A 20,641-nucleotide genomic window follows, 5' to 3' on the forward strand; every position below is an offset into this window, starting at 1 on the left:
CGGCGACCTTGTCTCAGTTCTAAACAGGACTTTGAGCGAGGATTACTTTACAAGGATTTGAACTTTGGAATTAAGTTCTTGCCCGTCATACAGTTCAAAACTGTGTTTGCCGGGACGCGGTTGCCACAGATGTGTTTTGTCGGCGGAAATCATTTTGCCGTCGATTTTCCAGCGTAGGTTTTTATTTTTTGCTGATTCAACCATCAAAGGCATTTTTTGATGAAGCGATGGAATCGCTGGATCCATGGCGAGCACCATGCCATCTTGCGGATAGATGATGCGGGCCTTTGGATACTTCATTGGCTGACTTTGCACTGGTGCCTTAATTTGCGGTGCTTGTACTGGTGCCGTTGCCGCAAGAGTTCGAAGTTGTGGAACTGATTCCGTAGCAGGATAACGTTCGTTTAACCACTCCATAGTTTTTTTCCAAATGGGTGCGGCCCCTGTCACGCCCATGACGTTCCACATCGGTTGACCGTTGAAGTTTCCAACCCACACGCCGACTGTAAATCGGGAGTTCATACCGACACACCAGTTGTCGCGCATATCTTTGCTGGTTCCCGTTTTAACCGCGGTGCCTGGTATAGAGAGTGCTGAATCCATTCCAAAACCCAACGCACGGTTTTGGTTTTCAGATAAGATGGTAACAACTTCACTTGCGCTTTTTTCGGTGAAGACTTGATTGCGAAGTGCGGGTTCGATGCTTTTTACAAACTTCAAAGAGGTGTAAGCACCATTATTCACGAGCGCGCGATAGGCTTGCGTGAGATCTTCAAGGGTCACATCGGCTACTCCCAAAGCGAGTGCCGGTCCGTAGTGATCTGGATCTTTCAGTTGGCGGAAATGCAAAGCCTGCAATTTCCCCCAGAAGGAATCGTCATTGAGTAAACGGAATACTTTGACGGCAGGAACATTCAGCGACGAGCCAAGGGCCGTCTTTGCCTGCACCCAGCCGTAGAATTGCTTGTCGTGGTTTTGTGGTTTGTAAACACCGCGATCAAAAACCACGTCAACTGCTGAATCTTCAAGCCAGGAATCGGCATTCAAAATATTTTTTTCAAAAGCAGTCGCATATAGGAAAGGCTTTAGAGTTGAGCCGGCTTGTCTGAGAGCTCTCACCCCATCTACATACGGAGCGGTTGAAAATTCTCTTGAGCCACCAACATAAGCCCACACTTCTCCGGTTTTATTTTCAATCACGAGAACCGCAGCATCATGCACATTCTGGGCACTCAAGCTTTGCATCTGTGAGGAAATTGTATCTTGAATATAAGACTGAAGATCTTTTGAAAGTGTGCTTTGCACTTGCCCTCGAAGACCCGTTTGGCTGAGGCGTTGAGAAATATGATAGGCGCCTTGCGGGATCTGCAAAATGATATCGCGTAGATTGCTCGTTGCGAGACGAGATTTCATGGCATCACACCATGCACGTTCTTGCCAGCAGGCTCTTTGCAACCATTGCTTTTGATCTGCATTTGGAGATCTGATCAGAACCGCAAGTAAAGTTGCTTCGGGCAAAGTCAGTCCAATCGAATTTTTATGATACAGAGATTGCGTAATACTTGTAAGGCCGCGGTGTTCTCCGCGGAATGGGACCAGATTTAAATACGCCTCGATGATTTGTTTTTTGCTCCAAGATTTTTCTAACTGCCAAGCCGCTTTCACCTGGCGAAGTTTTCCCTTATAGCCCTGCCAGATTTCTTTATTAGGAGAGATCAATTTTACCAGCTGCATGCTGATCGTACTGCCTCCGCGTTCTGATTTTTTAAAAGTTCGCTGATAAAGACTGGCCGCGAGTGCTTTAAGATCCACGCCCTCGTGCTTATAGAATTTCTTGTCTTCGGATTTAAGGAGAGCCTTCACCATCACTTGCGGAATTTGTTCTGATGGCAACCAGAGGGAACTTCGTTCTTTGGGATTTTGTCTGAGTTGATGCAGGATCTCGCCTTTACGATCCATCAGGTACAGGTCCGAGCTCTGATAATTCTTTTTCACCGTTTCAAACGAAGGTGCGCGGGGCGTTTCCAGCAGGAGATAACTTCCCCCTGCTGTCACAGCTAGCGCACTCGCAATCGATAAAGAAATCAGAAGCTTTCTACTCACTCTTGAACCTTCCATGTGCCCTCAGGCAACTCCGCAAATAAATCCGGACTGTACATCGCTTCCACTCTTGTCACTGGCAGATGGAACGTTCCGGCTTGGTTAAAGCGAAGCGTATATTCAATAGTCTGCTCTTCAGATGGGAACCAGTCAAAGTACAAACGAATCAATTCTTCTTTGCGCTCCACGGCCGACGCATAAGAGTTTTGGAGCAAGCTTGCGCCCGCTGGAATTGGATCTTCAACCACAACCCATGTTTGTGGGGCCTTCGCACGAACTTTGAGTTGTACGCGAGCGATATCACCTACACTCCAAACGCCTTTTTTCTTTTGTTCCACTGCTAAGATCGTTTTTTCAACGTTAAATCCAGCAAATTGTGCCTTCGTTACCGGAACAGCTGCTTTCGCCGAAACTGTGATATACGGCTTACCAGAACCTTCTTGGTTCATTTGCAGTTTTGCCTGTTGTCCTGTCCACGGCAAAGTCATCGAACCCAGATTGCCTTTTTTCCAATCATAGCGTGTTTTATTTTTTTCCAGTTCAGCTGTGAACACACCAGATACTGGGTTGTTCTTCGCCCATGCTTGAAGTTTTCTCATCACGAGGCTGCCCCATGCATTTGTTGTCGTAAGTCCCCATGCGCCTTCTTGCTGACGAGAAAGAACGCCTTGAACCAGTCGTGGCATATCTAGTTTCCAAGCAGCTTGATCAGATGTCGCCAGAATCAATCTTAAGATTGAACTTTCTGAGTCACGCATCAGCCATGACATATTTTCTGCGTCTTCACCTCTGAGTTGCAGCCGCTTTGCTGAGAAGTAAAAACGAGTTCGTAAAGTGCTTTCAATCTCTGCCAATTTTTTATCACGTTGAGGGATATTCTTTTCCCACAAATGGATTTGATACCACTCCACTAGGGAATAAAGTGGCCAATCTGTCATAGCTTTGGCATCGACAGATGACAAAAGATCGACATTCAGTCGACGGTAACGAGAAAGAACTTCGAACGCTGAGATTTTCAGGAGTGCTTCATCCATGCGAGAAATCTTGCTTGGATTTTTCAAACGACCTTCGGCATAAGAGCTTAACGTATCAAGCAGGCGATTTTCATTAACCTCGCTAAATTTAAATCCCGCTTCGTGAGCAAGAGCTGTCACATAGATCGTTAAATTTACGCTGCCTTCTAATGTATCGCGCGGGAAATAACGAAGCAGACCGTTGCCATCCATATAAGTTGACAGTTGATCGTCAAGTTTTTGCCAGAGCTTTTTGTCTTGCAAAGAAACTGCACGGGAAATTTGTTGCTCAAGACAGCTATAAACGTAGTTTTTCCAGAACTCACGAATTCCTGAATCAGACCCACCCAGAGATTTGTTCACTTCGACAATGATAGAGCTTTGTCCCGCCAACGCCCCTGCCGGTTGCTGCAATGACAGAGCTTTTAAATCAGGCCATTGTCCAAATTCACTTTGGAAAATTCTGGGACTTTGCAGTGTCAAAATCTTTTGCGTCTTTTTTACTTCGTCGAGAACTTTTCCTTGCGCATTTTTTGCCGTCATCACGTAACTGAGTTCTGCGGCTACCGGTGCTTTTACTTTCCAGAAAACTTCTTTGGCAGCGCCCGGCTCCAATGAAATCTTTTGAACTCCGTTGGCACTGGCTGATGGAGGTGATGTTACCAATGATAATTGCAGATCTTGCTTTTGTTCTGAAGCATTTCTGACGGTGAACGTCGCCATAAAGTCGTCACCCTGACGAGTCACTCCGGCAAGGCCAGGCATAATGATCAAATCTTGAGATGACTGGATGGACGTCCATCCCGATCCAAACTGATCGGCTCCTTGAAGCGCAATCGCGACGAAACGGAAGCTTGTTGTAGAATCATTTAGTGTGACAGCAACTGTTGCTTCGCCGTTTTTATCAAGAGTCACAGCTGGGTTCCAATAAAGTAGCGTATCAAACAGTTCGCGACGAATCGCGCCCCCACCGTCGCCACCTGCTGGAACAGCTTTCAAACCAAAATGTCTTTTCCCGATCACAAGGGACTGAGCCGTCGCCGTTTGTACATTATGGGAGCGAAGTTTCATCATAGCCGACAACAGATCCCACGACTTATTTTGACGAAGTTCCAAAAGCCCTTCGTCGACTGCTACCAAGGCGATTTCGCCTTGAGAAGCAGGTTGACCAGAATCATTTGTCACGCGAACTTTGACTTGTACTTTTTCGCGCGCTTTATATTTTTTGCGATCCGTACTGACAGCAACCTTGAGAGTGTTTTCTTTCCAACCCACTTTGATCGATGTCATTCCAAGCTTAAATGCCGGTTTGCCCAAATCGACAAGAGCTGTCGGCTTAGGCTCAGATAAACGGCCGCGGATAGCGAATGCAGAAACAACCACGTTCGGTGCGTATTCTTTTTTGATTGGCAATTTAATTGTCGGCTTGTCTCCCTTCACATCCAAAACTTCGGAATAAAGAACGCCATCACGCTCAACCGTCAAAAGGACTTTGGCTGTTGGGAATGGTGTGCGCAGTTGAAACTCAGCAGTTTCGCCCGGCTCATAAGTTCTTTTAAATGGAATCAAATCTGCGCGGTCATTATCTTGAGAACCAAACCATTGATTCTCGCCTTGTTTCACAATCCATTGACTGGTTTGTACGAAGCTTTCCCTTCCATCTCGATCTGTTGTTTTTGCAACAGCGATCACCGAACCACTGATGGGTGAAACTCCTTTACAGCGGAAAACTCCTTGAGAATCCGTTGTGCCTTTGCAGAGCTCACCGACTTTTTTGAATTCTTGGAAATCCTCATAAGCATAGAATCCACCCACCAAACGTTTGCGATGTGAGTAATAATGACTTGTGTAGAGATCGACGGTGATATTTTGTTTCCCCTGCGGACGTTGATCTAAATCAAGTGCTACGATATCAAACTCAACCAAGTCTCTGGTCGCCGACCATGATTTCGCCTTCATGCCCAGAACAATGCTTGAGGGCCAGAGACTGAAAGAGCGAATCGCTGTTTTTGTTTCTCCGCTTGGATCTTTGAACTCTACTTCTGAACGAAGAGTCTGTGGACTATTCGCATATTTAATTCCGGACAAACTGATATCAGCGCTACCCAGTTTGTTCAATTTTAAATCTTGCACTCCACTTTGAGGAACGTGACGGGCTTCTTCATTTTCGCCTTGGCGAAACAGGCCTTCTTTCACGCTTCCGTTCGCGAATGTGAAATCCCGGAGATTGTCATCTTCCGCTTCAAAGTAGTTGGGCTCTACACTCCAGCGCATTTTTATCGGAAGATCCGCAACTGGCCCCCCTGCAAAGTAATTCGATTGGACTTGTAGCTTGATGTTTCTGTCTTGGACAAAGCGGGGCTTTGCCGAATGAACCGTCGTTTGAATCAGAGGCACTCGGAAGTACTCAACCGAGAACTCTCCCACATACAACGGGTATGAATTTTTTCTTTCGAAGCTCATCGTCCAGCGGCCCAGCTTCATTCCCGCCGGCAAATCCATGCTGGCCGTCGCGGTGCCTTTTTTCGTATTCCATTTAAGAGGCAACTTAAAGGATTGAAGACCCGAGTCATGGCTCACGAGAAGTGTTGTCGGATATTCAGAGGCCGCTGGGATTTGCAGCCCCTTTCCCTCGGCCTTTCTCATCACAATCTTCGCCGACATTTTTTCTTCAGGTTTAAAGAGTGTTCGATCTAAGATCGCATGACCAATAAGACCGTCCTCTTGGTTTCCTGCTGGAATTTGAAAACGCCAAGATTCAATTCCGCGATCCCAAGAAGAGTGGCTGAAACTAAAATCATCGCCTTTTTCTGCTACCGCAAAGAAGCCATCGTAATAAGGCCCCCCTTCGTTGCGAGCCCAATCGCTGATCGAAGTCTTAAATGGAATATACGCCAAACCTTTTGGATCGGTTTTGCTTTCTGCGATGAGGTTTCCCTTCACGTCATAGATTTTAACTTTGGCATCCGCGACAGTTTTTCCATTCGCAAGTTCCGTCACCCACACCCAAGATTCACGAGATGAGAACTTAACATGAACAGCCATATCAGTAACCAGGGCCGCCGCGCGAACATAAAGATTTTTCTTTTCTCCTGTTAACGCTTGTCCCAAGAGAGGGCTTTTCATTTCGACAAGGTAGTAACCTTTTTTCTTAAGGGGAATTCCGATGACTTCCGTTTCAGAAGCGGCTTGAGGCTTTTGAACTTTTATTTTTTCCGCTTTTAGTTTTGACCAGTAAGTCAGACGCGCTTCGCTGACATTGTTGCGTTCTACTTCTGCCATAGAAGCGATGACGTCTTTAAATTGTGCGGCTGTTATAGTTCCTGTCCATCCACCAAACTCCGTCACCAAACTCTTCTCTACACGGCGAAGAGTCAAAGGCCAGGTCGCTTGAGGGCCTGCTTCGATCAAACCGAAGCTCGATGCGAATTTTAATAACGCCGGATCATCACCCGTTTGAACTTTTAACGGGAACTGAGATTGATTTGAAAGAACCCGACCGTCCTCGTCCTTTACATTTGGAGGAATGACGACCGTATAGGAACTGCGTGGTTTAAATGGTCCTTTAAAAGCTAAATACGAAATACGATCTTTCTCGTTTTTTTCATCTAAGCCGTCGGCTTTGATTTTTTCCTTCTGAGGGCCCTCAAGATAAATGCTTTGCGCATCCTTCAGTGAAATCTGATTTGATAATTGAATGTTCATTCCCAACAGCGGGACGCACGGGCCTTCTGCTACTTCGCGCTCACAGCTAAATTTGGCTTTGAAATTTTCTGCGACTGAAAATTCAAACGTCTGATCATTTGGCGATGAAGCTCCCTGTTCGGACTGAATCTTTTTAGACCAGACAAGGCTTACTTTTGCTTCTGGCGCAAAAGTGCGAGTAGCTTTCACAACAATCTTTTGTCCTTTGAAGCTTTCTTTCTCGTATTTGTATTCTTTCTGCGCGGCTTCGATGATTTTGTCGGCCTCTGTCCCTTCAATGACTTGCGCAGGAATACGATCACCTAAGCCCTCAACAACAAAGTAAAGACCTTCCGCCAAAGATTCTTTTTTAACAGGGGCATCTAGGATCAATACAAAATTTTGATCTGGCTCTAGGTTACGATAGGAAACAGGAAAAGTTTCTTTGATATGCGGGCCACCAGTATTGAATTTAAAACTCTTACCCGCGACTTTTACATCACACGCGACTCCACCAGGTAGAGCTTCTTTGAAATCAAATACCCAGTTGCGTGTGTCGATCCAACGTCCTTCGCCTTTGGTGCTGTCGAAACAGCTGCTTTGTGCTGGGGCCGCAAGCTTTGTATCACCGAACTTCACCATGGGTGCTGTGAACTCAATTCTCACTTGCTCCACAGACTTTTGATAACCCTGCGGCGTGAAGGTTTTAACTGCGGGTTGTGGTTGTGCAAAAACAATCGACGAGACAAATAAGCTCAAGAAAGTAGGCATGTAAAATCCCTCTGTAAATTTCCACAGAAAGCCTACCGCGCACAGGTTCTAAACTAAATGATTATATACAAACGACAGCTTGCGAAATGCTCTTATACAGCAACGCCTCGCTTCAGCTTTGGGAGACAAAAAGGGACATACAGCGATGCCCCGTTTGAAGAAATCTATTTGATTCTTTTCGCTACGATCGAAAGTGACAGATCAGCAGGCCCACCGTTTGCGGACTCAACAGTGACTTGTGCCGCTTGATTTTCTTTGGCCAAAACTTGTGGCGTTGCCAAAATCTTGCGTTTTCCGTCTTTACCGATAGTCCCGACCGTGAGCTTCATCAAAATACCTTTATGGTCTTGAATGGCACCTTCATTGGCCACGACTTCAACAAATGTTTTACCATCGTCCACAGAAGCCGTTTCACCAGCGGGAACGATAACTTTCGGCGACAAAACATGCTTGCCTTCAAGGGACAATTCCATTTTTAAATCATAGTTAGGGCCTGCTGCAAATGCCGAACTCCCCAACAAGACGAACGCGACGATCAATGACTTCATAAAACCTCCGTGTTTTTAAATTTTAATGACGTACTAAAATGGTAAACGGTTCAACAGGCCTGTCATCTATTTACCAAAACCAGCCTCACGCGTCACTGCTGATCGAGAACGGTAGACCCAATCTTCCGCGCTCCCCGAAACGGTGTACATCAGCACGAGGGGACATCTGCTTTTGCATTTTTAGCTTCACCTCTTAAACTTAGGGAATGCAAAACCTCACTCCCCTGCTTCGTCATCTGGTTAACCAATCAGTCGCTCTTCTTGGAAAAGTGATTGAAAGGGAACTAGGTAAAAACGTCTTTCTTAAAATCGAAAAGCTGCGAGTACAGATGACAGGATTGAGGGATCGCAATGATGAGTTCTCATTCAAAGAGCTGCAAAAGGTTTATGCTCAACTCAAAAAATCGTCTCCGCTAGAACGGCACGCCATAGCCCATTCATTCACACTGATGTTAGAACTCATGAACACCTGTGAAAACGCCTATCGCAGTCATCGTCTGGAACTGAATCCCAACAAAATCACTCTCCAGAAAGATCAGCCAGCAGCGATCGTGTATGTCCTCACGGCCCACCCCACTGAGGCTCGCTCTCCCCTGAATATTGCCATCTTTCATCAAATACAAAGTCTGCTTATTCAGATTCTGGCAAGGATGGAAAAACAAGAATCTCTGGATTTCTTGGCAATAGAAGAAAACGATCTCTTACATCTTATTGAAATTGCCTGGCGTACGGACATCGTGCGCAGACGCGCACCGAAAGTGAAAGATGAGGCGGAACATATTTACTCTCTGCTTTTTCGCGATGAAATTCTTATGAGTCTTTTAGAGTTCAGTGAACGCTATACACCAATTTACATTCGCAGCTGGGTTGGAGGAGATAAGGACGGACATCCTGGTGTCGATGAACAGGTTTTATTAGAAAGTCTGACTCTGTCGCGACAAATGCTTTTGAAAATGGCGCTCAAGTTGTTAGAAAAAGTAAAACAAAGCCTTAAACTGTTTTCTTCTCCCAATTTGATTAAGCAAATCTCAAAAGCTCACAGACATATTCGCCAACTCAAAAACATCAGCAGTGCTGATGGCCAGAAAGTTCAGAGGCTGCGCGAAACCCTTCATCGGTTTCGTCAAGAATATGAAAGTGAACTGGGAGCACAACATCCCGATCTCCGCCGCCTCCGTCAAATTTTTCACATCTTTCCGGGATTGGTTGTTCCTCTCGAGTTGAGAGAGTCATCCGATGTTCTGATGGCGCCCTCGTCAGGAAAGAAAATCGCCATCGAAAGAATGTTAGCAACATTGGCGACGATCTCTAAGGGCGGCGATCCCCGCTGGTACGCTCGCGGATTTATTATCAGCATGTGTGAATCCATCGAGCACATTCGCCAGGCTGGGGAAAAACAGCGGGCTGCTTTCGGAGATTACCGCCTGCCAATCATTCCGCTCTTTGAAAAAACCGAAGCTCTGGTGGACGCGCCTCATATCGTCAAAGAAATGACGGAAGATGCAAAAATCCGTCATGCCGTCGAAAAATTCTGGGACGGTCGTATTGAAATGATGGTGGGATATTCAGACTCGTCGAAAGAGGCCGGAGTTTTATCCAGTCGACTTGCTATTGCTGAAGCCTTACCGAAGTTAGAAAAAGTCTGCCAACGAGCGAAGATCACACCTTTATTTTTTCACGGCTCCGGCGGAAGCATTGACCGTGGTGGTGGCACGATCGAAGACCAAACTTCTTGGTGGCCGAAATCGGCGCTTCGCTATTACAAGGGCACAGTTCAAGGAGAAATGGTCGAACGCAGTCTCGCCACGCCTGCCATTGCTCGCAGTCAGCTTGAAAAAATTTATTTGAGTGCATGCCGTGGACTTAAAACCAATCATGCCTTCACTCGAGACCCGGTGTTAGATAAGTTTGCACAAAATATTTCTGCCAGTTATCGGCAACAAATCACTTCAGAACTTTTTTTGTGGATGGTGGAGTCGGCAACACCTTATTCGTTTCTGAATATATTGAAAATCGGATCCCGTCCTTCCAAACGCTCTACACAATTGTCAGTTGCGGGTTTACGAGCCATTCCATGGATCATGTGCTGGACCCAAACCAGGGTTCTTTTTCCAACTTGGTGGGGTGTTGGTCATGCGTGGGAAAGTCTTTCTGCTGGTGACAAGAAATCCTTGAGAAAATCATTTCAGACAGATGCCGTGTTTACTTCTTACGTGAAAGCACTTGGATTTACATTAGCCAAAATTGAAATCGAAGTTTTTAGAATGTACCTATTCAAAAGTAATTTAACATCCCAACAGCAATCTGAAATATTCAAAGCCTTCCAAGATGAATTTGAAAAAACCAAAAAATGTTTTCATGAAATCACTGACGAAAAAGAACTACTCTGGTACCGCCCATGGCTAGCCGAAAGCATTCGCCTCCGGTCCCCGATGATCCACCCGCTAAACCTCTTACAAATCATCGCGATGGAAGAAAAGGACTTAGCACTATTGCGAGTCACTGTGACCGGCGTTTCGAGTGGCATGCAGACAACGGGTTAAAACTCATAATTTGATAGTTCCAAATGTCTGAATAGACCTTCTCGAATTATGCGCTCGACACAGCAATCTCAAATTCGCAACCTCATTAGTCCCACCTAAAGCAACGGATTCGACATGATCCACCTCAAGCGCATGTTTGGATTCACAACGAGTTTTTGAAAGTTTATCCTGATGCTCACACTGCCCATCGGCCTTGATCCAAACTTGTCGCTTTACCGATGCAGGTAATGCTTTCCTCAGTTGAGGGAACTGACTCACTTTGTGCGCACAAAGTAGTGGTGCGTTAGATCTATTGCTTACGCCCTGAAGAGTGCCAACAACTTCTTTCTCATCCGAAGTATTGACCAACTTAAAATTCTTTTTATAATCGGAATTTCTACTTTGATCACCGACAGTCCCAACCAAGCCTAATTTTTTCTTCTTAAACTGAGTCGCCTTTTTTAGAAGAAACATTAGAGTATTAAAATCAGATTGGTCGTCGAGTTCATGCGCATAGAGATCGCGAAACTCTTGTAGAATAGCTTGATGTTCCTCATCGAGCTGTACTTGAAAGGTTTTTATAACTTGATTGCTGGAATCCAAAGTCACATTAAATTTTTCGGCCAATAGACTTGGTTGATTCGATTTACTCATGAGGTCTTTTTTCACTTCACGAGTGGATTTACCTTGGACATCGAAAAGAAGTTCCAACTTCTGTTCTTTATTAAGTACAACATCGGCTGACTTTTCAGCACGAATAAAAGTTTGCACCTGAGCCAAATTAGTTAAATTCAGATCACCTTTTTCAATCTGATTTTCGATTTCAGGAAGATCTTGCAAAAGGCGCGCAGAGGACAGGCGCATTTGAGTTTCGTATTCTGAATACTTTAGATGTTTAATGCAGTATTTATGCATCGAAGAATATTTTAAGTCGATAAATAAACGACGAATTTCGATTTCACGTAGATGACGTAAAATAAGAATCGTATCCGCACGTTCTCTTTCAACAAGAAAATTCGTTTGTTCGAGTAACAAGCTATCTGAAAGTTGTTTGACAGAAGTATTGATATTCATCGTAAGTTTCTCCTTCGCAAAAGGAAGTTATCACGACTTTTATAAAACGATTTTTTCGTCTTATTTTTCGTTTTAAGAATGAGAAATTTAAAATACGAGAGGGCTCGTTCAAAAAACAAATTCGCTTAATAGGAGCCAAGCCAGAGGCTCAAAAGTTTAGTTAAGCGTCCCCTAGAGAAGAGTCGTTCGCCGAAAATATTTCGACCAAAAACTCTGTCAAATTCTTTTTCCATTGATGCAATTTTGTAATTCAAAAATGCCGCACCACTACCTTGTGCGCCCAAGGGAAAACATTTGTGAGTCTTAGGAGAAATCAATATAGAAAAGCGGAATTGAAGATAGATTGATTATTGCTTCGCGAATAGCTCATTCTATTCTTCAGAAAATTCCTTTATTCCGCGGCCCACTAAGGTCGCGGATAATTTCGCGTTATAAACTTTCATCAGGTCCTCACGAGCAGCCGCACCTTCAATCACACCAAAAGCATGCGCAATAGCCTGCAAAGTGGCCATGCCCTCTTCGGTGGTTTCCGCACGCAAATGGAATTTCGCCGTATTGGCAGCCTTGATCATCACGCGCGGAATATCGCGCAACTCATGATGACGATAATGCACCTTACTCGCCTGGCGCCAATTTCCATCAGGCACAATCAATTGAATGGGTCGCGGATCTTGACGAACAAACTCTTCCGTCAAATCAACCGCGTCATCAGAAGGATAAAACAAAACGGTTCGATATTCCGGAACAATTAAATCACTGAGATCTAAAACCTCACGTCCCGCGCCGCGAATGCGCATTTCGCTATTCTTCAAAGCTTTAACAGCCAAGCGGCCGGTATTCGTTGTGCGCTTCAATTCTTTTGCATGCACCACAAGACACAAGCGAGTTTTGTAATCGAGACTTGGTATCACAGAACAAATACAGCGCTCCGGATTGACGAAACAAACCGGGCACGGAGTTTTAGTTTTTCTTTTGCGATCCAAAACCATATCAAAGCTTTTTCATGAGTTTCACGTTCACGACTTCATACCCGAGCTTTTCATTTACTAGCAAGCTTGTTTCGTTTTTGGCATGAATCCAGGTATGCAAATGATCAAGTCCCGAGGCACGGGCCCATTCTTCGCCGCGAACTTTAAATGCACGCCCAACTCCCCGACCGCGGAAAGCGGGAGCAACCCACAATGTGTTCACGGCGCCCGCGAAGAGCCCACGCATATAAGGAATTCTCTTAATCACATGAAAGCCGATGACCTGATTGGAAGAATCCACGGCCACATCAAAAAAATCATCGGAAGTAATTTTGTTCAGATAGTAATCGATACGATCCTGAATCGCTTGCTCATCGAAAGGAAAATCAGAATCATGCGCTGAGGGAATAGCGGCATCGTTTTCGGCAATAAATCGAATTTCGGTGGAACTTTTAAAATCCACTCGTCGGAAGGAAAACTCCATAACGCCTCTGTTGAGAAAAACTAATTAACGAGTGCCGCCAGCACGTTTATCGGGTACGTCGTCGCCGATGACCATCAGAATTTTATGCCATTTCGAAACGAGAACGCCAGGATTATCAGGGTCGCGATTGACCAGCTGACTAACAAGAAGGGCTGCCAGGCCCACTGCAATGACGAGGAGGAGAACGTACTCCACCACGATCTGACCTCTTTGATTCATATTAGAATCCTATCACATCTCCAGTTCAGGAGAGGAACGTGTCTTAGAAGCTGGACGCCAGTTTTCCATCGTCAAACGCAAAGTCTCTAGCAAAAGATCTAGGTTTTCGTCTTCCAAAGGCCCACGAAGACCGATAACGACATCTTCGTTCCACTTTTCGACCTCAAAAGGAGTCGAAGTGTTGGCACTGGACTCGAAAGAAAAAGCAAAGCTGTCAGCCGTTGGATAGATCATGACAAGGATATTGGCGCCAGAATTTTTTGCGGCTTCTTTTGCTTTCGTCATTTCAGCAGTGAGTTTTTGCTGAATAGAGAAATAAACTTTCAAAGCTTGCGATTCATGGAACTGCGCAAAGTAAATGCGAACGGGACCATCAAAGATGGCACTATTAAAAGCAGGATTGAAATACTTCGACTGCATTAATGTAGTGTATGACGATCTCATGATGCTCCCCCTCAGTACCACTCGTGTCTAAATCCAAGACTAGGAAGAAAAGGGTCGGTTATTCAAAGGAAATTTTAAGAATCTTAAATTTTCTGACGCGAAGTATAATTATAACTTGCCGAAAATCTTCTTTCCTCTCGAGAAAACCGCCTTCTTAGCTGGCCCCCCGATCCCATAGAACAACTCCTCCCAACCTTCCTCAATGCACACAAAATCAGCAGACTTCCCAATACTCAAGGAACCCACCTCATTCTGCAGGTTCAAGGCATAGGCTGCACCCACCGTGTAGGCCGCGATCACTTGTGGCAATGTCATTTTCATTTCTAAACGAGCGAGCAATCCCACCAAGTTCAAATCCTGAGTTGGTGAAGTTCCCGGATTAAAATCTGTAGCCAAAGCAACACGAGCTCCGGCCTCAATTAATTCTTTCGCCGCTGGGTATTTACAGCGCATATATAAGTCAGCCGCTGGCAACAAGACACTCGTCACTTCCGATTGCGCGAGCTTCTTGATTTCTTTTTCTGTGATTTGCAACAAGTGATCACCTGATAAAGCTCCCACTCTCATTGCGACGTCCGCACCACCACTTAAGGTTAATTGATCGGCATGCACAACAGTTTCAAAACCAAGACTGCGTGCTTTTTGCAGGTACTTTTCACCTGCTTCTGCAGGAAAAAATCCTTTTTCGATGAAGATATCAATACGCTCCGCGAGTTTTTTCTTTTTCACCTCAGGCAAAACCTTTTGACCGAGATATTCAAGATACTCTTCGTATGTTCCGTATTCTGGTGGCAAAGCATGCGCACCTAAGAAGGTGCTTACCATACGCGGTCCCTTCAGATCCCGAATGGCCTGCAAGCATTTCATTTCGTCTTTCAAGTTAAGTGCGTAACCCGATTTCGCTTCGAGTGTCGTCACTCCTTGAGAAACAAAATGATCCACACGCTTCTGCCCTGAAGCAGTCAATGCTGCCAAAGAAGCCGCGCGAGTTTGCTTCATTGTCGAGAGAATTCCTCCCCCGCGGGCGGCGATTTCTTGATAGCTCACACCTTGATTCTTAAGTTCGAATTCAGCCGCTCTGTGACCAGCAAAGATCAAATGCGTGTGACACTCAACGAAGCCCGGAAGCACCGTCAAACCTTTCAGATCATAGTCAGCCCAAGATTTTTTAAAATACTCTTTAGGAATTTTTCCCGAGGGACCGATCCACTGAATTTGTCCCTTATCTACGACCATAGCGGCTTTGGTTTGAATACTCAGGTCAGACTCTTCGATACGACGGCCTTGTTTTTTCGCCGCGCCTTCAAGAGTTAAAAGTGTCGAAATGTTTTTTAAAATAAAACCCATGGGCTCATTCAAGCACATGGGTCTTGAGGATCAAGCTAAAATCGTCAGCTTTACTGAATCTTGATAGAACGACCACGCGATGCTTCTGATTTATTCAGAGTGATACGCAGAACCCCGTTTTCGAATTGAGCTGAGATTTTATCGGGATCTACCCGCGATGGCAGAGTGAAGGAACGCATGAATTTCCCGTGAGTTCGCTCGGTGTAGCGGCCCTCACCTTTGGATTCACGCGTGCGCTCCCCTGAAATCGTCAAAACATTATCAGAGAGATCAATTTTGATTTCTTCTTTTTTCATACCTGGCAGGTCAGCCGTTACCAAATACATATTATCTTTTTCTTCGATATCAACGGCTGGAGAAAAATCTGAAAGCCCTGAGTGCGGAGAAAGCAGATCAAAGTCATTCATGAATTCTTCGAACTGGTTCATGAGATCGCGACGGCGACCACCCCATGGAGAAAGTGAACGTGATGGCATAAGTGCCTCCTTCTTTTTTGTCTTCCTCATTCTTAAATGCGCGAAAAAAACGTCAAGAAAGAGCACTTACGCTTGTCAAAAATCCGACTACTTCGCTTTACCTTGATTCGCAACAGCTTCAATCGCAGCGCGCACTTCATCAGGATCACCAATGAATTCTTTTTTGATTACTTTTAGATCTTTATCTAGTTCGTATAGCATAGGAATTCCTGTTGGCATGTTGACTCCCATAATTTCTTCAGGGGACATGTTTTCCAAATGCTGCATCAAAGCTCGCAAACTGTTTCCGTGCGCCACAATGAGAACTTTTTTGCCGCTTTTGACCATCGGAGCGATGGTGTCGTTCCACAACGGAAGAAAACGAGCAACCGTATCTTTCAGTGACTCTTGATTAGGCAAAAGAGCCGGGTTCACATCTTTGTAGCGAGGGTCGTGACTTGGATGACGAGGATCCTTTGCATCCATTGGTGGAGGCGGCACGTCGTAACTTCTGCGCCAAATTTTAACTTGGTCTTCGCCATGACGAGCCGCAGTCTCAGCTTTATTCAGACCTTGCAGAGCGCCATAATGCCTCTCATTTAAGCGCCAGTCTTTGTGGACAGGAAGCCACAACTGATCCAACTCTTCGAGGGCCAAATGAAGGGTCTTAATGGCCCGTTTCAAAACGCTTGTATAGCAGATCTCGAATACGAATCCTCTTTCTTTAAGCGCGCGACCGCCTTTTAGGGCTTCTGCTCGACCTTTTTCCGACAGATCCACATCCTGCCAACCCGTGAAACGGTTCTCTTGATTCCACACACTTTCACCGTGTCTAATAAGTACCAATTTGTACACGTCAAACTCCTTCATTTTCCCACTAAAAAGAGCTATCATGAATCGGCTCGTTGGACATCAGAAAATTGAAAAAACCTTATGAACCTTTGGTGAGGAAAATCATCGTGAGTAACAGTGGCATCAACCGCTCTAATCTAGAATACATTGAACAGCTTTATTCCGAATTTAAAGCCAACCCAGATGCTCTTGCACCTGAATGGAAAAGCTTTTTTGACGGAATGGAATTCGGACAAGACCGCAGCGTCGGTGGAATGTCTGACAAAGAGCTCGCTGTTTTTCAGTTGATCCAAGCTTATCGCGGTGAAGGTCATCTTGAAGCAAACTTGAATCCTCTTTACCCGCCTCAAGCAAATACCAATTTGTCTTTGAAACGTTTTGGCCTCACAGACAAAGACTTGAACAGCAAATTTCAAATCGGTTCTTTGATCGGCAAACAAAATGCCACTTTGTCTGAGATCATTGCTCACCTTAAAAAAATCTACTGCGGTACAATTTCTGTTCAAGCCAGCGATGGCTCACCTATTGAACAAGCTTGGTTCATTAAAGAATTCGAAAAATCCTCTGCGCAACTTTCTGTTGATGATAAGAAAAATGCATTGGCTGCTTTGACGAAAGCAGAAACGCTGGAAAAATTCGTCCACACTCGTTACGTGGGAACAAAACGTTTCTCTGTCGAAGGCGCAGAATCTTTGTTGCCAATGATGGAAGCTTTGGTCAGCAAAGGCGCTGGCATGCAAGTTCAAGAATTCTTCTTCGGTATGGCCCATCGTGGTCGCGTGAACATGCTTGTGAACTTCTTTGGCAAAGGTGAGGAATACGTTTTCGGTGACTTCAACGGTCCTCTTGAACTGGAAAAACCAATTGAAGATTTCGACGGCGACGTAAAATACCACTTAGGTTATGTTTCTGAAAAGAAAACAGCTCAAGGTAATTGCAAAATCACGATGGCATACAATCCATCACATTTGGAAACTGTGAATGCCATTGCTTTGGGTATGGCTCGCGCGACTCAAGATCAAAAAGGCGCAACAGGTTTCAAACAAGTTGTTCCAGTATTGATCCACGGAGACGCCGCGTTCGCAGGCCAAGGTATCGTGCAAGAAGTGTTGCAAATGGCAGCAACAAAATCTCACTCAACGGGCGGAACAATCCACTTGATCATCGATAACCAAGTTGGTTTCACGACAAATGGCTTTGATACACGTTCAACTCGCTATGCATCTGATGCATCGAAAATGACATTCACGCCTGTGATTCATATGAACGGCGACGATGTTGAAAGCTGCGTTCGCGCGGTTGACATGGCTCTTCGCTACCGTCAAGAGTTCGGCAAAGACGTCGTCTTGAATCTTCTGTGCTACCGTAAATACGGTCACAACGAAGGTGACGAACCTGCATTCACGCAACCGCAAATGTATGAGCTCATCAAAACTCATCCAACTGTTCGTGAAATCTATGCAAAAAAATTGACTGCCGAAAATAGCATCGATCAAAAATACATCGACGATCTATACGCGAAAGCGATGGATCGCTTGCAGCAGATTTACGATGACACGAAAAAACAGGCACCGAAACTTAAAAACTTTAAGTTCGAGGGCAACTGGAAAGGTCTTCGTAAAGCAACTGAAGCTGATTTTGAAAAAACAGCGGATACAAAATTTGATCTCGCGACTTTGAAAAAAATCGGCGAGAAAATCGGTTCTTTCCCGAGCGACTTCACTCCGCATCCAAAATTGATCAAACTTTTGGAAGCTCGTCGCAATATGGGTGCTGGTAAAGAGAAAATCGACTGGGGTATGGGCGAATTGCTGGCTTATGGTTCTTTACTAAGCGAAGGCAACTCTGTTCGTTTGACGGGTGAAGACTGCGTACGCGGTACATTCACTCACCGTCACGCGGGTATGTACGATTTCAAAACGGGCAAAGCGTACTTCCCTCTTGCTGACTTGAACCCGAAAGCAAAATTGCTTGTCGCAGAATCAATTCTGTCTGAGTACGGCGTAATGGGTTACGAATATGGTTACACAGTTCAAGATCCAAACTCTCTTGTGATGTGGGAAGCGCAGTTCGGCGACTTCGTTAACGGTGCACAAATCGTTCTCGATCAGTACTTGGCAGCGGGCGAATCTAAATGGCAGCAAATGAGCGGTTTGGTTCTTCTTCTTCCTCACGGTTATGAAGGTCAAGGACCTGAGCACTCGTCTGCACGTCTTGAAAGATTCTTGCAACTATCTGCTCAAAACAACATGCAAGTTTGCAACCTCACAACACCGGCGCAGATCTATCATGCTCTTCGCCGTCAGTTGAAACGTGACTTTAGAAAACCATTGGTTGTGATGTCACCGAAATCATTGCTTCGTCATCCAAAAGCGGTTTCAACAATCGAAGATTTGGCTCAAGGCCAATTCCAAGAAGTGATCGCCGATACGGTTGATAAATCTAAAGTGGACACAGTGGTGTTTGTCTCTGGCAAACTTTACTATGAACTTTTGGAAGAGCGTGAGAAATCGAAAAAAGAAAACATCGCTCTTGTCAGACTGGAACAGATCTATCCATTCCCTGCAAAGCAGGTCGCGGAGATCTTGAAGTCTTATTCAAAAGCGAAAACTTTGATCTGGGCTCAGGAAGAACCAAAAAACATGGGTGCTTTCCAACACGTATACTTCAAGTTTGTTGAGACTGTGACAAAAGCCGGATTGAAATTAGGCTTTGAGTATGTGGGCCGTCCTGAGCGCTCATCGCCAGCGACTGGTTCAATCCACAGACACAGAGTTGAGCAAGCAGAAATTATTAAATCTATTTTCAACTAGTAGCAGCTGAATAGAAGGACGTTCGTATGAAACAAGAAATCAAAGTTCCCGCAGTCGGTGAATCAATCACAGAAGCAACGATTGGCAGTTGGACAAAAAAATCAGGCGACTTCGTAAAACGTAACGAAGTACTTTTACTTCTTGAAACCGATAAAGCCAGCGTTGAAGTTGTAGCAGAAAACGACGGCGTATTGACTATCAATGCCGGCGCTGAAGCAGGCGCAGTTGTACAAATCGGTGCCACAATTGCCACTCTTGATACAGATGCAAAAGCACCTGCAGCGGGTGCCGCAGCCCCAGCGGCGGCTCCATCTGCTTCGGCAGCAGCACCGGCCCCAACAGCAGCACCAGCCGCTTCTGGCCAAGCACCTAACACTCACCTTTCTCCTGCAGTTCAAAGAATTGTGACAGAGAAAAATCTAGATCCTTCATCTATCGCAGGCACTGGCAAAGACGGTCGCTTGACGAAAGGTGATGTTTTGGAAGCATCCTCTTCCGCTAAAGCTCCAGCGGACAAGGCCTCGGCCGCCGTAGCCCCAGCGAAGGCGGCAGCTCCGCAAGTTTCTGCAGCTGAAGTCATGGCATTCCGGGGTGTTTCGAAACAAGGCGAGAAAAAAGTTGTTGCGATGACGACAATCCGTAAGCGTATCGCTGAAAAACTAAAAGAAGCGCAAAACACAGCGGCACTTTTGACGACGTTCAACGAAATCGACATGTCAAAAGTTGTTGAGCTTCGTGGAAAATACAAAGACAAATTCAAAGAGAAATACGGTTTGAGCCTCGGTTTCAACGGTTTCTTTGTAAAAGCCGCTGTTGAAGCATTGAAAGCATATCCTGCTGTGAACGCATGGATCACGGGCTCTGATATCGAATACCACAACTACTACAACATCGGTATTGCAGTATCGACTGAAAAAGGATTGATGGTTCCAAACGTTAAAGACGCAGACTTGCTATCTGTTGCAGGCATCGAAATGGCGATCCGCGATTTGGCGGCTAAAGGCCGTGATGGAAAAATCTCTCCAGCCGATTTGGGTGGCGGTACTTTCTCTATCACAAACGGTGGCGTATTCGGTTCCCTACTTTCAACTCCGATTTTGAACTATCCACAATCAGCGATCTTGGGACTTCATAAAATCCAAGACCGTCCGGTTGCGATCAACGGTAAAGTAGAAATCCGCCCAATGATGTATGTGGCTTTGACTTACGACCACAGAATCATCGACGGTAAAGAAGCTGTGAGCTTCCTTGTTAAAATCAAGGAGCTTGTTGAGGATCCAGAAAGACTTCTTCTTGAAGTTTAGTTTCGCTCTGAAAAATAAGAACTTAAAAGCCTCTTCACTCTGA

Annotated in this window: 14 protein-coding genes; 3 read left to right on the forward strand and 11 right to left on the reverse strand. The window is 45.2% G+C overall.

The genetic code is table 11. The features are described 5' to 3' along the window. Positions 1–42: 42 nt before the first annotated feature. The 3 genes from pbpC to ACLWOR_RS16390 form a co-directional block, all read right to left on the reverse strand. Complete coding sequence (gene pbpC / locus ACLWOR_RS16380; RefSeq protein WP_413941875.1) at positions 43–2,103, reverse strand: penicillin-binding protein 1C; 2,061 nt, start codon at positions 2,101–2,103, stop codon at positions 43–45. Next, positions 2,100–7,568: an alpha-2-macroglobulin family protein gene (locus ACLWOR_RS16385; protein WP_413941876.1), complete on the reverse strand. Its 5,469-nt coding sequence runs from the start codon at positions 7,566–7,568 to the stop codon at positions 2,100–2,102. The genes pbpC and ACLWOR_RS16385 overlap by 4 nt, the downstream gene beginning before the upstream one ends. 164 nt (positions 7,569–7,732) lie before the next feature. Next, positions 7,733–8,116, reverse strand: a complete 384-nt coding sequence (locus ACLWOR_RS16390; RefSeq protein WP_413941877.1) for a hypothetical protein — start codon at positions 8,114–8,116, stop codon at positions 7,733–7,735. A 206-nt stretch (positions 8,117–8,322) separates the two neighbouring features. Between ACLWOR_RS16390 and ACLWOR_RS16395 the strand changes: the two genes are divergently transcribed. Further along, positions 8,323–10,659 (forward strand): phosphoenolpyruvate carboxylase, encoded by a 2,337-nt coding sequence (locus tag ACLWOR_RS16395; protein WP_413941878.1) that lies wholly within the window; start codon positions 8,323–8,325, stop codon positions 10,657–10,659. Positions 10,660–10,662: 3 nt separating this feature from the next. Here ACLWOR_RS16395 and ACLWOR_RS16400 read toward each other — a convergent pair whose 3' ends face one another. The 8 genes from ACLWOR_RS16400 to gpmA form a co-directional block, all read right to left on the reverse strand. Beyond that, positions 10,663–11,712 (reverse strand): HNH endonuclease, encoded by a 1,050-nt coding sequence (locus tag ACLWOR_RS16400; RefSeq protein WP_413941879.1) that lies wholly within the window; start codon positions 11,710–11,712, stop codon positions 10,663–10,665. Between the two features lie 371 nt (positions 11,713–12,083). Further along, positions 12,084–12,701, reverse strand: coding sequence for a tRNA-uridine aminocarboxypropyltransferase (locus ACLWOR_RS16405; protein WP_413941880.1), 618 nt, complete (start codon positions 12,699–12,701; stop codon positions 12,084–12,086). 1 nt (position 12,702) lies between these two features. Beyond that, the gene (locus tag ACLWOR_RS16410; RefSeq protein WP_413941881.1) at positions 12,703–13,164 is read right to left on the reverse strand and encodes an N-acetyltransferase family protein; all 462 of its coding nucleotides are present in this window, start codon (positions 13,162–13,164) and stop codon (positions 12,703–12,705) included. A 24-nt stretch (positions 13,165–13,188) separates the two neighbouring features. After that, a complete protein-coding gene (locus ACLWOR_RS16415; RefSeq protein WP_413941882.1) occupies positions 13,189–13,383 on the reverse strand; it encodes a hypothetical protein in 195 nt (64 codons plus the stop codon). Between the two features lie 12 nt (positions 13,384–13,395). Further along, a complete protein-coding gene (locus ACLWOR_RS16420) occupies positions 13,396–13,827 on the reverse strand; it encodes a hypothetical protein (RefSeq protein WP_413941883.1) in 432 nt (143 codons plus the stop codon). 108 nt (positions 13,828–13,935) lie between these two features. Then, positions 13,936–15,174: an imidazolonepropionase gene (gene hutI / locus ACLWOR_RS16425; RefSeq protein ID WP_413941884.1), complete on the reverse strand. Its 1,239-nt coding sequence runs from the start codon at positions 15,172–15,174 to the stop codon at positions 13,936–13,938. Positions 15,175–15,224: 50 nt separating this feature from the next. Further along, positions 15,225–15,650 (reverse strand): Hsp20/alpha crystallin family protein, encoded by a 426-nt coding sequence (locus tag ACLWOR_RS16430; protein ID WP_413941885.1) that lies wholly within the window; start codon positions 15,648–15,650, stop codon positions 15,225–15,227. An 87-nt stretch (positions 15,651–15,737) separates the two neighbouring features. Then, entirely contained in the window at positions 15,738–16,484 is a 747-nt protein-coding gene (gene gpmA / locus ACLWOR_RS16435; RefSeq protein WP_413941886.1) for a 2,3-diphosphoglycerate-dependent phosphoglycerate mutase, read from the reverse strand. Positions 16,485–16,588: 104 nt separating this feature from the next. Between gpmA and ACLWOR_RS16440 the strand changes: the two genes are divergently transcribed. After that, positions 16,589–19,294: a 2-oxoglutarate dehydrogenase E1 component gene (locus ACLWOR_RS16440; RefSeq protein WP_413941887.1), complete on the forward strand. Its 2,706-nt coding sequence runs from the start codon at positions 16,589–16,591 to the stop codon at positions 19,292–19,294. Positions 19,295–19,320: 26 nt separating this feature from the next. Continuing rightward, positions 19,321–20,598: a 2-oxoglutarate dehydrogenase complex dihydrolipoyllysine-residue succinyltransferase gene (gene odhB, locus ACLWOR_RS16445; RefSeq protein WP_413941888.1), complete on the forward strand. Its 1,278-nt coding sequence runs from the start codon at positions 19,321–19,323 to the stop codon at positions 20,596–20,598. The last annotated feature ends 43 nt before the right edge of the window (positions 20,599–20,641 follow it).

The sequence above is a fragment of the Bdellovibrio sp. HCB2-146 genome, from assembly GCF_047345725.1.
Lineage (GTDB): Bacteria > Bdellovibrionota > Bdellovibrionia > Bdellovibrionales > Bdellovibrionaceae > Bdellovibrio.